Here is a 13,102-nt window from a genome sequence, read left to right on the forward strand (position 1 = left end):
CCCTCTGGGGGAGCTGTCGGCAAAGCCGACTGAGGGGGTCCTACCCCTTCAGATCCAGCATCCGATACCGTCCCAGCAGCATCGCCGCCGCCGCGAAGCTGGTGACGATCACCGACCAGACGATGCCGTCCAGGGCCATATTCATCGGCAGGGCCAGCCACCAAGCCAGCGGCCCCATGATCAGGGCGTAGGCGACCATGTGGGTGCCGGCGGGGATCCAGACCTCGCCGCGGGCCCGCAGGGCCTGGGCGCAGACCACCTGCACGGCGTCGGGCACCAGGAACAGGCAGGTCAGCACCAGCGCCGGCGCGATCAGGGCGATGGCGGCCGGATCGGCGGTGTAGGCGCCGGCCACCAGGTGGCGCAGCGGATAGAGCAGCACCGCCACCACCAGGGCGAAGACCGCGGTGACGGCGAACGAGATCCAGCCGGCCCGGCTCATGCCCGCCGGATCGCGCGCGCCGTGGGCGCGGGCCACCTGCACGGCGGTGGCCGTCGCCAGGCCCAGCGGGACCATGAAGATCACGCCCGCCACGTTCAGCACCACGGCCCAGGCCGCGACGTTCAGTCCGCCCAGCCAGCCGGCCACCAGGCTCATGCCGGCGAAGGCCGAGACCTCGAACAGGTTTGAGCTGCCGGCGCCGTAGCCGACCCGGCGCTGCTCCTTCTCGGCCGCGCGATCACGCGGCGGCTTGTCGAACACGCCCATGGCCCGGGCGTCCTTCAGCCGCCAGATCACCACCGCCAGCATGATGGTGAAGGCCGTGCGGGCGACGAAGGTGGCCCAGGCCGCGCCCACCGCGCCCAGGGCCGGCAGGCCCATGACGCCGGGCACCAGCAGCAGGTTGACCGCCAGGTTGATGATGTTGGCGATCCACATGTTCACCGTCACCAAGCCCGGCCGCCCCAGCCCCTCGAGCCAGAAGCTCAAGGCCACGCTCAGCGCATAGGGCGTCAGCGACAGCGAGAAGACGATCAGCGGCGCGGCCGCGCCGTCGGCCAGGGCCTTCTCGATGCCCACGTGATGCAGCAGCGGCGGCGCGGCGAGCGCCAGCAGGGCCGAGCCGCCGACGCCCAGCCAGAAGGCGTAGACCACGCCCCGCCGCAGCACCGCGCCGGCTTCCTGGGGCCGCCCCGCGCCCATGGCGCGCGACCCCATCACCTGGGTCCCGACCAGAAGGCCGACCGTCACGGTGACGAACACCGAGGTCGGGGCCCAGGCCATGGCGTGGAAGCCCAGCTGCTGGGCCGAGAAATGGCCGACGACGATGGCGTCGGTCAGGCCCATGACCATGATGCCCAGGCGCGACAGCACCACCGGCCCGGCCAGGCGCAGCAGTTCGATCAGGTCAGTGGCGATGACGCCGCGCGACTTCCCGGAAGCCGGCGCGGCCGCGGGACGCGACATGGAGTGGGCCTTTCGAAACGGGGCCGGAAGGTGGCCGATGCCCATCGATTGGGCAAGGGGCGCCTCACCCCCTCCGGCCCTTCGGGCCACCTCCCCCAAAGGGGGAGGATCTTCAAGCGCCCAGATGCTCCCCCTCTGGGGGGGGGGGGGGGGCTGTCGGCAAAGCCGACTGAGGGGGCTCTCCCCCTACTCCGCGTAGAGCCTCAACGCCTGCAGGCACATCTCCAGCCCCGTCAGGTCGTGCAGCGGCTCGGGCGTGACGATGACGAACAGTCGCCGCGCCTCGGCCCACAGCATCACGCTTTCGGGCAGGCCGAGATCCTCGACCACGCAGCCCTGTTCGTCGCGCCAGACCCCGTCCTCGCCCCGCTGCGCGCCGACCAGCACGTCGACCCGGTCGACATACTCGGCCAGGCTTTCGTCCTCGACGTTGAGATAGGCGAAGACCGGCTTGCCCAGGCCCGCCAGAACCCCGGCCTCGAACGCCACGCCGGTGTCGCAGGACGGACCCCGCCAGGGGGTCAGGTTGACGATGGCCGCATCCACCTGACGCAATTGGGCCATGCGGTCCATGTAGAGTTCGCGGGCCTGGATCTCCGAACTGAAGTCGTCTCCCGGCGCGGCCTGGCCGCCCGAGAACGGCGTGAAGCCGGCGTCCAGGCACAGGGCCTTGCGGCGCAGGTCTTGAGCTTGCGCGTCAGGGAGCCAGGCTTCGGGGCCGGCCAGCCAAAGGGAACGGACAGGTCGCATCCGGCCTTAGAGCGGGCGACCGGCCCGCCCTGTCAACCGTCTTGGAGCACGAACCGTCCGCCGATGACCGCCCTTTCCCGCCGCTCCGCCCTGGCCCTGGGCGCCGCCGCCCTGACCGCGCCGGGCCTGGCCAAGGCGGCCTCCGCCCAGACCTTCCTCGCCTACGAAGCGCGCCTGCGCGGCCAGCTGGCCGACCGGCGGGGCGATTTCGACGCCGATTTCGAACGCGATCTGCTCGACCAGGGCGATGCTTTCCGAGAGGCCCGGGGCCTGTCGCCGCTGCGGTTCGATCCCGGCCTGGCCCTGGCCGCCCGCGCCCACGCCGCCGACATCGCCCGCAGCCGGATCTACGACCACATGACGAGGGAAGGCTTCGGCCCCGCCGCCCGCGTCGGCCTGCTGGCCCGCGACCTCGTCGGCGCCCCGGCCGAGAACATCGCCATGCGCCGCAACGCAGCCGGCGTCGTGCGTCCTGACCAGATCATGGGCCAGTGGAAGACGAGCCCCGGCCACCGCGCCAACCTGCTGGCGCCGGGCTTCACCCACGCGGCCTACGCCGCCCTGCGCGAGGGTCCGCAGGTGATCGCCGTGGGCGTATACGCCGAGGTCTCCGCGCGCCTGGCCGCCCCCGCCCCGCTGCGCGCGCAGAGCGTCGAGGCGATCGCCGCGGCCCTGTCGCGCGCCAGCCCGCGCATCGATCAGTTCTCGCTGTCGGAGCCCGGCGGCGACGTGCTGACCCAGACCTATGTCGAGCGCCCCCAGCCGGTGAGCATCCCGCCCGGCGCCTGGCAGCTTCGGCCGCACCTGAGCAGCGGAACCCACAAGTACCAGGTGGCCTGGGGTCCGGTGTTCGTGCTCGGCTAGGGCAAGGGCGTCATGCGGGCGAACACGGCCGCGACATTGGTCTCGATCTTCGGCGTCAGCCGGCAGGCCGCGCCGTTGGCGATCGGCTCGCACCCCGTCCACTGCACGGTCCAGTCGGTTCCGAAGCGCCCCTCGGCCTGGGCGGTCAGCAGGGTCTCGCGCTTGCGCCGCACCCACAGCCAGCACTGGCGCAGCTCTTCGGAGGTGAAGCGATAGGCCGAACCGCCGCAGTCGATGCCCAGGGGCGCGCTGGACACGAAGGTGCGCGGGCCGATGTCGCCGCCGACGGCGACCGACACCTTGACCTCCAGGGAGGCCGACACCTCGACGGCCGAAACCTCGTCGGTCTTGCCCGACACCTGCGCGACGGCCCCGCCCGCGCCGGCCAGAAGACCGGCGGCCGCGATGGTCGCGACCCAAATTCGAAACATCCTGCAGCGCCCCTCGCCGGAAAGGCGCGACCCTGATCCGCTCCGCGCCGGCGCGCAATATCGACAAACGAAAAACGGCGGGCCCTTTCGAGCCCGCCGTTCCCGGTTTCAGCCGTAAGGCCGAGACTTAGTTCTTGGTGACGTCCACCAACTTGTTCTTGGCGATCCACGGCATCATGCCGCGAAGACGCGCGCCGACTTCCTCGATCTGGTGCTCGGAAGCGCGGCGGCGGGTCGCCTTGAAGGACGGCTGGCCGACGGCGTTTTCCAGCATGAAGTCGCGGACGAACTTGCCCGACTGGATGTCTTCCAGCACGCGCTTCATCTCGGCCTTGGTTTCGGCGGTCACGACGCGCGGGCCGGTGACGTACTCGCCGTACTCGGCGGTGTTCGAGATCGAGTAGTTCATGTTGGCGATGCCGCCTTCGTAGATCAGGTCCACGATCAGCTTCAGCTCGTGCAGGCACTCGAAGTAGGCCATTTCCGGTGCGTAGCCGGCTTCAACCAGCACTTCGAAGCCGGCGCGGATCAGCTCGACCGTGCCGCCGCAGAGGACGGCCTGCTCGCCGAACAGGTCGGTTTCGCATTCCTCGCGGAAGTTGGTCTCGATGATGCCCGAGCGGCCGCCGCCGATGGCCGAGGCGTAGGCCAGGCCGAGGTCCAGCGCGTTGCCGGTGGCGTTGTGGTGCACCGCGATCAGGCAGGGCACGCCGCCGCCCTTCTGGTACTCGCCGCGCACGGTGTGGCCCGGGCCCTTCGGCGCGACCATCAGCACGTCGATGGTGTCCTTCGGCTCGATCAGGCCGAAGTGGACGTTCAGGCCGTGGGCGAACAGCAGGGCCGCGCCGTCACGGATGTTGGGAGCGATGTCGTTCTTGTAGATCGCGGCCTGGTGCTCGTCCGGCGCCAGGATCATGATCATGTCGGCCCAGGCGGCGGCTTCGGCCACCGACAGCACCTTCAGGCCTTCGGCTTCGGCCTTCTTGGCCGAGGGCGAGCCCGGGCGCAGGGCGACGGCCACGTTCGGCACGCCGCTGTCACGAAGGTTGAGGGCGTGGGCGTGGCCTTGGCTGCCATAGCCTACGATGGCGATCTTCCGGTCCAGGATGCGGGCGAGGTCGGCGTCGCGGTCGTAGTAGACGCGCATGATTTCTTCTCCAGGACTGGTCAATCTGCCCGCCTCACGCAATCTGAAAGCGGGAAAGGCGGGCGTTTGAGCGTTTTTTTGCCGCTTCGTCAAGGCAGCGCGCGCCATGAGCGACGTTCGGCGACGCTTAATTACCGCGAGTGAGGCGAAAAAGCCCTTCCAAAGCGCCGTCCAGCCCGAAAACGAAAAAGGCCGCGCCTCCCGATGGAAGCGCGGCCTTCGCTCCGGCGCGGTCGCCCGCTTACCAGAAGAGATCGTAGTAGACGCTCAGGACGCGACCGCTCCAGACGTCGACCAGGACGGCGTCGTCGCCGACCCGGACCCATTCGCAGCCGATCGGCGGCATGGGCAGGCCGTAGCGGAACCAGTCGAGGTAGTAGTAGCTGGAGAACCAGCCGCCCGGCAGGTAGTCGCCGAAGCTCCAGCGATTGACGTACCAGCCGCGCGGATAGCGGTAGGCCGGGGCGCGGTAGCGCTGGGGCGAACGGTAGCTGGGCCGCCAGCGACGCTGGTCGTACTGGGGACGACCGTTGTCGCGGTCGCGCCAGCGCTGGTCGCCGGGACGCGGACCGGGACGATCCCGGTCACGATCCCCGCCCTGCCAGCCGCCGCCGGGACGGCCGCGGTCGGGACCACGGTCGCCGCGATCGCCTTGCCAGCCGCCATTGGGACGATCGGGACGATCGCCGCCCGGACGGCTCGGACCATCGTTGCGGTCGGGGCCGCGGTCGCCGCCCTGCCAGCCGCCGCTCGGGCGGTCGGGGCGCTCGCCGCGATCCGGTCGTTCGCCACGGTCGGGGCGGGATCCGCCCGGATTGCGATCCTGGCCGCCTTGCCAGCCCCCGGTCGGGCGATCGGGACGATCGCCCCTGCCCTGCCAGCCGCCGCGGTCGCCGCGATCGGGTTGCTGAGCCTGGGGCGCCTGCGGGGCCGGACGGGCCTCGGGCGGCCGCTGGGCCTGCGGGGCGGGCTGGCCGCCGCGATCGCCGCCGCCACGCCAGCCGCCGCCGTCCTGGCGGTCGCCACGTTCGGGGCGCTCGGGGCGCGGCCCACGGTCGGCGCGGCCGCCACGATCGCCGCGGTCGCCACGCTCGTTCTGCTGCATCGCCAGGACCGTCGCGGCGGAGCCGGCCTGGGCCGCCGCGCCGCCCGTCAGCGACAGGATCATCGCGACGGTGATCAGACGTTTCATCTCTTGCTCCAAGGGGCCTTGCGCCGGCCCGTGGCTCATCCCTTGATCACAGTGTCGCGCTTGGCGCATGAACCGCAATTGAACGAAACCCGCAGGAGAAGGCCATGGCCGCCCGACCGCAGGACATCCTGGGCTTCTGGACCGAAGCCGGCCCCAAGCAGTGGTTCGACAAGAACCGGGCGTTCGACGAGGCCATCCGCCTGAAGTACGAACCCACCCATCACGCGGCCGCCCGCGGCGACTATGACGGCTGGGTCGAAACCCCCGAGGGCTCGCTGGCCCTGATCATCGTGCTCGACCAGTTCCCCCGCAACCTCTACCGCCGCAGCGGCCACGCCTTCGCCACCGACGGCAAGGCCCGCGCCGTGGCGCGCGCCGCCATCGCCAAGGGCCACGACACCGCTGTGGCCCCCGAGCTGCGCTATTTCTTCTACCTGCCGTTCGAGCACTCCGAATCCCTGGCCGACCAGGAACTGTGCATCGAGCTGTGCGCCGGCATGCAGGCCGACACCGGCGACGAGGACGCGATGAAGTGGGCGATCATCCACCGCGACATCATCGCCCGCTTCGGTCGTTTTCCGCATCGCAACGTCGCGCTGGGCCGCGAAACCACCCCGGCCGAGCAGGCCTTTCTCGACGAAGGCGGGTTCGCCGGTTAGGCGAGCTTGGCTTGCGTGCAATCGATACTGTAGTGTCCGCCCGAAATTCGAAGGGGCCTGGAGGGCGCTGTCTATGTCGATGAAGAAACTCATGCTCGCGGCCGGCGCGATGGTTTGCGTCGCCGCTCCGGTCGAGGCGTTCGCTCAAGCCAAGCCGACCAAGGCCCAGCAGATGCAGGCCCAGGCCGAAGTGCCGCGCTGCACGCGCAAGCTGGGCACGCTGTCGATCATCGACGGCGACGATCCCCGCGGCTGGACCCAGTACAACCTGGCCTCGCCGCAGAAGCTGCTGCGCGCCATCGTCCAGAAGTCGGGCTGCTTCAACCTCGTCGACCGCGGCGCGGGCCTGAACGCCGCCCAGATCGAGCGCAACATCGGCGGCAATCTGGGCCTGCAGCGCGGCTCGAATGTCGGCCAGGGCCAGATCAAGGCGGCCGACTACGTGCTGGTCGCCGAGGTCCAGGCCAGCGACAGCAACGCCGGCGGCGGCGCGGTGGCCGGCGCCATCGGCGGCCTGATCGGCGGCCGCGCCGGCGCGCTGGTCGGCGGCATCAAGACCAAGAAGCTGGAAGCCAACACCGTCTTGTCGCTGACCAACGTGCGCACCACCGAGACGGTGGCCGTGCAGGAAGGCTACGCCGTGAAGAATGACATCGGCTGGGGCGCGGGCGGCGGCATCGGCTTCGCCGGCGCGGTCGGCGGCGGCTACGAGGACACCGAGATCGGCCGTATCATCACCCTGGCCTTCATCAACAGCTACTCGAAGATGGTGGGCGAGCTGGGCCTGGTGGGCGACAGCGCCCAGGCCGCCCAGGCGGCGCCGACCAAGACCTTCGTGGCCACCCGCGTCGTCAACATGCGCGCCACCCCGGTCGCGGCCGGCAAGCTGATCCGCGCCCTGCCGGCCGGTTCGATCGTCTACCCGACCGGCAAGAAGCAGGAGCTGTGGTGGGAAGTGGCCGACGAGAACGACAACGTCGGCTGGGTGCTGAACACCGGCCTGGAGCCGTCGAAGTAAGTCCGAACTCGTCCTGAACGAGAACGCCCCGCCGGCTCGCCGCGCGGGGCGTTTTTGTGATTGGCCACGGGCTCGATTCGTCGCGATTGTGCGCCCCATGACCACCGACGTCCTCGACGCCCCGAAAGCCGCCGCCGACCATCCCGAGCGGCAGTACCTGACCCTGCTCGCCGACATCCTCGAGAACGGCGTCCAGCGCGGCGATCGCACCGGCACGGGCACCCTGGGCGTCTTCGGTCGTCAGATCCGCTTCGACCTGGCCAAGGGCTTTCCGGTCCTGACCACCAAGAAGCTGCACCTGCGTTCGATCATCATCGAGCTTCTGTGGTTCCTGAAGGGCGAGACCAACATCGCCTATCTCAAGGACAACGGCGTGCGCATCTGGGACGAGTGGGCCGACGAGAACGGCGAACTCGGCCCCGTCTACGGCAAGCAGTGGCGCTCGTGGGCGACGCCCGACGGCGGCTCGATCGACCAGATCGTCAATCTGGTCGAGGGGCTGAAGACCAATCCCAACAGCCGCCGCCACATCGTCAGCGCCTGGAACCCGGCCGATGTCGAGGACATGGCCCTGCCGCCCTGCCACTGCCTGTTCCAGTTCTTCGTCGCCGACGGCAAGCTGTCGTGCCAGCTCTACCAGCGCAGCGCCGACGTGTTCCTGGGCGTGCCCTTCAACATCGCCAGCTACGCCCTGCTGACCCTGATGGTCGCCAAGGTGGTCGGCCTGCAGCCGGGCGAGTTCGTGCACACCTTCGGGGACGCCCACCTTTATCTGAACCACCTGGACCAGGCCCGCGAGCAGCTGACCCGCGAGCCCAAGACCTTCCCGACGATGCGGATCGCCGACAAGACCGACCTCTTCGCCTTCGAGTATGAGGACTTCGCGCTGGAAGGCTACGAAGCCCACCCGCACATCAAGGCGGCGGTCTCGGTCTAGGGCGCCGCGACCGGCGCCGCCTTCGCCTTCAGCCGTGCGTCGCAGCGCGCCTGGCCCTTGGTTTCGGCGTCGGTGACCAGGAGCGCCGCCAGGGCGGGGCCGGCGGCGAACAGGTCGCCCGTTCCGAATTTCGAAACGTCCCGCGCCGTGGCGATCTTGTCGCCAGCCCAGCCTCGCGAAACCAGCAGGTAGGACATCAGCACGTCGGCCTGCAGCTTGTAGGCCTCGGCCGTATAGGCGGCCTTGATGTTGCGCGCATCGGCCGCCGGCGCGACCGGAGCCGTGTTGACGTAGGCGGCCAGAGGCGTGAGCTGCTGGTAGTAGTCGAGCGTGGTGCTGACCAGGGCCAGCTTGGCCGCCCCGGCGTCGCTGCCGGACGCCGCCACGCAGGTCGTTCCCGCCGCCGGCTCGACATAGGCCAGTTCGGCGTAGTCGGCCGCCGTCGCAACGACGCTCTTCCAACCCAGCCGCACAGTCGCGACGTTGTTGTCGCGATAGGAGGTGAGCATGCGCTTTTCGACCATGTCGTTGATCTGGCTCGCCTGCACGGTCGTGCGCGCGTCCAGTTCGGCGCCGAGGTCCGACAGGGTGGCCAGGGTGACGGCCGCGCTTTCGGGCAGGCCTTTCACGACGCGGAAGCTGAGATAGGTCTCTTTGCGGAACCGGTTGTCCGCGGTGACGTCGCAGGGCTTGCTCGCACCGACGTCCTCCTTCTTGACGTTGTAGAGCACCCCGTCGTCAGCCCCCAAGCAGACCGTGCGCCAGTCGAAGGCGGCCTGCCGGTCTTCCTTGCGCAGAAGGACGTAGCGCCCCTCGACCAGCGGCAGGGTCTGCAGGCCCTTGGCGCCGATGTCGAAATAGACCTGGTATCGCAGCTGGGTGTCGTCGTGATCGGCCGCCAGCAGCGAGGTGCCCAGCTTGACCAGCGGCACCACCGCCGGGTTCGACAGGTTCAGCGCCGTCGCCCCCTGGTCGGCCAGTTCGGTCAGCAGGGTTTCGACCTGGGCGCTGGTGCGGTCCATCTCGATCATGGCGAAGTCGAGCTGCAGGCGGCCCGAGGGCACCTTGGACGGCCCGAACACCGGCAGGTTGCGCCCATTCAGGGGCTGATCGACCTCGACGTCGCCGGAATAGAAGATCACCCGGTGCCCGTCGAGCTTGGTCCAGGACGGCACCGCCTGGTTGGACTGGTCGATGACGACGGCCTTGGCCAGCAGCGCCACCTCGCCGCTCTTGGCGGTCCAGCCGCCGGACAGGAAAGCCTGCTGCGGGCTGATCGGCGGTTCGATCAGGCCGTAGACGTGGATATGGTCCATCGTGATCGAGACCGTGTCGTCCAGCCCGATGACGTCGCCGGCGTTGGAGGGCGCCTTGTGCATCACCCAGTCGCCCCAGCTGCTGCTGTCGGCGGCCGGCGGCTGCATCCGGCGCAGGTCGCTCACGCCCTCGTTCGTCAGCGCGCACGCGCTCATGCTAAACGCCAAGCCGGCGGCTAGGCACACCCCAGTCCAATGTCGCATGATGATCCCCCGATCCTCACAGAACACCGTTACACAACCTTAGCCTGAATTCAACGAGATCGATCGCCTTGACCACGCCTATCCTCACCGTCGGCCCCGTGGCCCGCTCGCTCAACGGCGTCATCGGCCGCGACAACGACCTGCCCTGGCGGCTCAAGTCCGACCTTGCGATGTTCAAGGCCGCCACCCTGGGCAAGCCGGTGATCATGGGCCGCAAGACCTGGGACAGCCTGCCTCGCAAGCCCCTGCCCGGCCGCCTGAACATCGTGCTGACCCGCGACCACAAGTTCGAGGCCGAGGGCGCGGTGGTCTGCGACACCTGGTCCGAGGCAGTGCAGATCGGCAAGGAGCAGGCCGCCGAGGACGGCGTCGAGGAGGTCTGCGTGATCGGCGGCGCGGCCCTGTTCGAACTGGCCCTGCCCCGCGCCAGGCGCATCTACGTCACCGAAGTGCAGGCGGAGGTTCAGGGCGACGTGGCCTTCCCGGCCTTCGACGAAAGCGCCTGGACCGAAGTGCGCCGCGAAGAGCGTCCCGCCGGCGAGGGCGACGACTTCCCGTTCGTGTTCCGCGTGCTGGAACGCAAATGAGCGCCGTGCTGGCCGCCCTCGTCCTGGCCCAGGCGGCGTCGTCCACGGCGCCGCAGCCGGCCGTCGACGCACGCCAGCTGGCCCGCGACAAGGCCGCCGAGATCGTGGTGGTCCAGGTCAAGCATGTCGGCGTTCCGCGCGGCGTGCGCGGCCGCTGCTTCGTGGCCGCCACGGTCGTCCGGGCCGAACCGGGGGTGCAGGTGAAGGTCGGCCGGAACCTGCGCCTGTCGGTGCCCTGCTCGGCGCCCGGCGCCAGCGGTTCCGACGTCGAGCACGGCGTCGACCAGGCCGCCCTCCAGCGTTCCAGCTACGGCCGCGCCTTCTTCGACGAGCGCCTGCAGCTGATCGCCTACGACCTCTTCGACCTGAACTGAGACCTTCCATGAGCGCCTGGCCAGACCGCCGGCTGATCGACCTTCTCGGGATCTCAGCGCCCGTCCTCCAGGCCCCGATGGCGGGGGCGACGACGCCGGCCATGGCCATCGGCGCGGCCCGCGGCGGCGGCCTGGGTTCGCTGGCCTGCGCCCAGTACACGCCCGACCAGGCCCGGGCGGCGATCGCCGAGTTCCGGGCCGTGATCGACGCGCCCCTGAACCTCAACTTCTTCGCCCATACCCCGCCCGTCGCCGATCCGGCGCGGATGCTGGCCTGGCGAGCGCGCCTGGCGGCCTACTATGTCGAGGCCGGGCTGGATCCCGCGCCCCCGCCGCCCGCCGGGGGCCGCGCCCCCTTCGACGAAGCCTTCTGCGCCCTGGTCGAGGACCTGCGGCCCCAGGTGGTCAGCTTCCACTTCGGCCTGCCGGAAAGCGCCCTGCTCGATCGTGTACGGGCCACCGGCGCCAGGGTTCTGTCCTCGGCCACCACCGTCGCAGAAGCCGTGTGGCTGGAGCACAACGGCGTCGACGCCGTCATCGCCATGGGCGCCGAGGCGGGCGGCCATCGCGCAACCTTCCTGCCGGGCTTCGGCGAGTCGATCGACAACCGCCTCGACACCGCCGCCCAGCCGGGCCTGTTCTCGCTGCTGCCGCAGGTGGTCGCCGCCGTCTCCGTTCCGGTGATCGCCGCCGGCGGCATAGCCGAGGCGCGCGGCGTCGCGGCCGCCCGGGCCCTGGGCGCGTCCGGCGTGCAGGTCGGCACGGCCTACCTCTTCACGCCCGAGGCAAGGATCCCGGCGGCCCACCGCGCCGCCCTGGACGAGGCCCGCGACGACAACACCATGATCACCGACGTCTTCACCGGCCGCCCGGCCCGAGGCGTGGCCAACCGGCTGATGCGCGAGGTCGGGCCGATCGGCGGCGCGGTGGTCCCGCCCTTCCCGCTGGCTGGCGGCGCCCTGACGCCCCTGCGCCAGGACGGTGCGAACGGCGACTTCACCAACCTCTGGGCCGGCCAGTCGGCCCGCCTGGCGCCGCGCGGCCTCGACGCCGAAGCGCTGACCCGGCTGCTCGCCGACGCCTGAACGGGTTGCGGCCCGGTTCAAACGACCGTTTACTCCCGCACAGACACCCGCAGAGGTGCAGCAAGGGAGCGAGACGACATGGACCTGACCCTCGTCGCCGAAGGCCTGCAGTTTCCCGAGGGCCCGATCGCCATGGCCGACGGTTCGGTGCTGCTGGTCGAGATCCAGCGCCAGACACTGACCCGGATCACGCCGGACGGAACGCGAACCACCGTCGCCGACCTGCCAGGCGGCCCCAACGGCGCGGCGATCGGCCCGGACGGCGCGGTCTATGTCACCAACAACGGCGGCAGCTTCCAGTTCTACGACATGGGCGGGCTGAACGTCCCCGGCCCCACGCCCGACAGCCACAAGGGCGGCTCTATCCAGCGCGTCGACCTTTCCACCGGCGCGGTGACCACGCTGTACGAGGCCTGCGACGGCAAGCGGCTGGTCGGGCCCAACGACCTGGTCTTCGACAGGCACGGCGGCTTCTGGTTCACCGACCACGGCTGCTCCACGCCCGACGGCCGCCGGTACGGCGCGCTGTACTACGCCAAGACCGACGGCAGCCGCATCGTGCGAGCTCGCGACCACCTGATCTCGCCCAACGGGGTTGGCCTGTCGCCGGCCGAAGACGTGGTCTATGTGGCCGACACCATGCTGGGGCGGCTGTGGGCCTTCGACGTGGCCGCGCCGGGCGAACTGGTCCCGCCCGCCCCGCTGCAGCCGGGCCGCGTCGTCTGCAACCTGCCGGGCTATCAGCTGCTCGACAGCCTGGCGGTCGAGGCCGACGGCCGGGTGTGCGTGGCCACCATCATCAACGGCGGCATCACCGCCTTCTCGCCCGACGGCGCGACGCAGCACGTGGCGGTTCCGGACGTGATCACCACCAACCTCTGCTTCGGCGGCGCCGACATGCAGGACGTGTGGATCACCGCGTCGGGAACCGGAAAGCTCTGGCGAGGCCGCTGGGAGCGGCCGGGGCTGAAGTTGAACTTCGGGGCCTGATCCTTCTCCCCTTGCGGGAGAAGGTGTCAGCGAAGCTGACGGATGAGGGGTCGCCACCACGAAAACGCCACGACGGCTGATCGGCTGTCGCGGCGTTTGATTTCTGAGAGCCCCCTCACCCGACCTCGCTACGCGAGGCC

14 protein-coding genes are annotated in these 13,102 nt (G+C 70.2%); 8 read left to right on the top strand and 6 right to left on the bottom strand.

Features of this window, described 5'->3' with window-relative positions:
• Positions 1 to 40: 40 nt before the first annotated feature.
• Positions 41 to 1,408 carry an MATE family efflux transporter gene (locus G5B46_RS22640; protein WP_165262719.1) on the bottom strand — a complete coding sequence of 456 codons (1,368 nt, stop codon included), beginning with the start codon at positions 1,406 to 1,408 and terminating at the stop codon, positions 41 to 43.
• A 186-nt stretch (positions 1,409 to 1,594) separates the two neighbouring features.
• The gene (locus G5B46_RS22645; RefSeq protein WP_165262721.1) at positions 1,595 to 2,158 is read right to left on the bottom strand and encodes a nucleoside 2-deoxyribosyltransferase; all 564 of its coding nucleotides are present in this window, start codon (positions 2,156 to 2,158) and stop codon (positions 1,595 to 1,597) included.
• Between the two features lie 63 nt (positions 2,159 to 2,221).
• On the opposite strand from G5B46_RS22645, the gene G5B46_RS22650 reads away from it, so the two are divergent.
• Positions 2,222 to 3,022 (top strand): CAP domain-containing protein, encoded by an 801-nt coding sequence (locus G5B46_RS22650; RefSeq protein WP_165262723.1) that lies wholly within the window; start codon positions 2,222 to 2,224, stop codon positions 3,020 to 3,022.
• On the opposite strand, the gene G5B46_RS22655 is transcribed toward G5B46_RS22650, so the two are convergent.
• The 3 genes from G5B46_RS22655 to G5B46_RS22665 all read right to left on the bottom strand — a co-directional run bounded on the left by G5B46_RS22655 (position 3,019) and on the right by G5B46_RS22665 (position 5,792).
• Positions 3,019 to 3,453, bottom strand: a complete 435-nt coding sequence (locus tag G5B46_RS22655) for a hypothetical protein (RefSeq protein WP_165262725.1) — start codon at positions 3,451 to 3,453, stop codon at positions 3,019 to 3,021. The genes G5B46_RS22650 and G5B46_RS22655 overlap by 4 nt on opposite strands.
• Before the next feature lie 127 nt (positions 3,454 to 3,580).
• Complete coding sequence (gene ilvC, locus G5B46_RS22660) at positions 3,581 to 4,600, bottom strand: ketol-acid reductoisomerase (protein ID WP_165262727.1); 1,020 nt, start codon at positions 4,598 to 4,600, stop codon at positions 3,581 to 3,583.
• A 241-nt stretch (positions 4,601 to 4,841) separates the two neighbouring features.
• The gene (locus G5B46_RS22665; protein ID WP_165262729.1) at positions 4,842 to 5,792 is read right to left on the bottom strand and encodes an RcnB family protein; all 951 of its coding nucleotides are present in this window, start codon (positions 5,790 to 5,792) and stop codon (positions 4,842 to 4,844) included.
• 104 nt (positions 5,793 to 5,896) lie between these two features.
• On the opposite strand from G5B46_RS22665, the gene G5B46_RS22670 reads away from it, so the two are divergent.
• The 3 genes from G5B46_RS22670 (at position 5,897) to G5B46_RS22680 (ending at position 8,406) form a co-directional block, all read left to right on the top strand.
• Entirely contained in the window at positions 5,897 to 6,451 is a 555-nt protein-coding gene (locus tag G5B46_RS22670) for a DUF924 family protein (protein WP_165262731.1), read from the top strand.
• Between the two features lie 91 nt (positions 6,452 to 6,542).
• On the top strand, positions 6,543 to 7,469 hold the full coding sequence (locus G5B46_RS22675; protein ID WP_240903620.1) for a CsgG/HfaB family protein: 927 nt from the start codon (positions 6,543 to 6,545) through the stop codon (positions 7,467 to 7,469).
• Positions 7,470 to 7,566: 97 nt separating this feature from the next.
• A complete protein-coding gene (locus tag G5B46_RS22680; RefSeq protein ID WP_165262733.1) occupies positions 7,567 to 8,406 on the top strand; it encodes a thymidylate synthase in 840 nt (279 codons plus the stop codon).
• On the opposite strand, the gene G5B46_RS22685 is transcribed toward G5B46_RS22680, so the two are convergent.
• A complete protein-coding gene (locus G5B46_RS22685) occupies positions 8,403 to 9,848 on the bottom strand; it encodes a hypothetical protein (RefSeq protein WP_165262735.1) in 1,446 nt (481 codons plus the stop codon). The two genes, G5B46_RS22680 and G5B46_RS22685, sit on opposite strands and share 4 nt — an antisense overlap.
• Positions 9,849 to 9,994: 146 nt before the next feature.
• On the opposite strand from G5B46_RS22685, the gene G5B46_RS22690 reads away from it, so the two are divergent.
• The 4 genes from G5B46_RS22690 to G5B46_RS22705 all read left to right on the top strand — a co-directional run bounded on the left by G5B46_RS22690 (position 9,995) and on the right by G5B46_RS22705 (position 12,962).
• Positions 9,995 to 10,513 carry a dihydrofolate reductase gene (locus G5B46_RS22690; RefSeq protein ID WP_165262737.1) on the top strand — a complete coding sequence of 173 codons (519 nt, stop codon included), beginning with the start codon at positions 9,995 to 9,997 and terminating at the stop codon, positions 10,511 to 10,513.
• Positions 10,510 to 10,887, top strand: coding sequence for a hypothetical protein (locus G5B46_RS22695; RefSeq protein WP_165262739.1), 378 nt, complete (start codon positions 10,510 to 10,512; stop codon positions 10,885 to 10,887). The genes G5B46_RS22690 and G5B46_RS22695 overlap by 4 nt, the downstream gene beginning before the upstream one ends.
• A gap of 8 nt (positions 10,888 to 10,895) precedes the next feature.
• Entirely contained in the window at positions 10,896 to 11,972 is a 1,077-nt protein-coding gene (locus G5B46_RS22700) for a nitronate monooxygenase family protein (protein WP_165262741.1), read from the top strand.
• Between the two features lie 78 nt (positions 11,973 to 12,050).
• Positions 12,051 to 12,962 carry an SMP-30/gluconolactonase/LRE family protein gene (locus G5B46_RS22705; RefSeq protein WP_165262743.1) on the top strand — a complete coding sequence of 304 codons (912 nt, stop codon included), beginning with the start codon at positions 12,051 to 12,053 and terminating at the stop codon, positions 12,960 to 12,962.
• Positions 12,963 to 13,102: the final 140 nt, after the last annotated feature.

The organism is Caulobacter sp. 602-2, from assembly GCF_011043625.1.
Taxonomy (GTDB): Bacteria; Pseudomonadota; Alphaproteobacteria; order Caulobacterales; family Caulobacteraceae; genus Caulobacter.

Coding starts and splice junctions, on each gene's coding strand:
- G5B46_RS22675 (WP_240903620.1), top strand. CDS start 6,543: ATGCTCGCGGCCGGCGCGATGGTTTGCGTCGCCGCTCCGGTCGAGGCG.
- G5B46_RS22650 (WP_165262723.1), top strand. CDS start 2,222: ATGACCGCCCTTTCCCGCCGCTCCGCCCTGGCCCTGGGCGCCGCCGCC.
- G5B46_RS22680 (WP_165262733.1), top strand. CDS start 7,567: ATGACCACCGACGTCCTCGACGCCCCGAAAGCCGCCGCCGACCATCCC.
- G5B46_RS22665 (WP_165262729.1), bottom strand. CDS start 5,792: ATGAAACGTCTGATCACCGTCGCGATGATCCTGTCGCTGACGGGCGGC.
- G5B46_RS22670 (WP_165262731.1), top strand. CDS start 5,897: ATGGCCGCCCGACCGCAGGACATCCTGGGCTTCTGGACCGAAGCCGGC.
- G5B46_RS22640 (WP_165262719.1), bottom strand. CDS start 1,408: ATGTCGCGTCCCGCGGCCGCGCCGGCTTCCGGGAAGTCGCGCGGCGTC.
- G5B46_RS22705 (WP_165262743.1), top strand. CDS start 12,051: ATGGACCTGACCCTCGTCGCCGAAGGCCTGCAGTTTCCCGAGGGCCCG.
- G5B46_RS22695 (WP_165262739.1), top strand. CDS start 10,510: ATGAGCGCCGTGCTGGCCGCCCTCGTCCTGGCCCAGGCGGCGTCGTCC.
- G5B46_RS22645 (WP_165262721.1), bottom strand. CDS start 2,158: ATGCGACCTGTCCGTTCCCTTTGGCTGGCCGGCCCCGAAGCCTGGCTC.
- ilvC (WP_165262727.1), bottom strand. CDS start 4,600: ATGCGCGTCTACTACGACCGCGACGCCGACCTCGCCCGCATCCTGGAC.
- G5B46_RS22700 (WP_165262741.1), top strand. CDS start 10,896: ATGAGCGCCTGGCCAGACCGCCGGCTGATCGACCTTCTCGGGATCTCA.
- G5B46_RS22655 (WP_165262725.1), bottom strand. CDS start 3,453: ATGTTTCGAATTTGGGTCGCGACCATCGCGGCCGCCGGTCTTCTGGCC.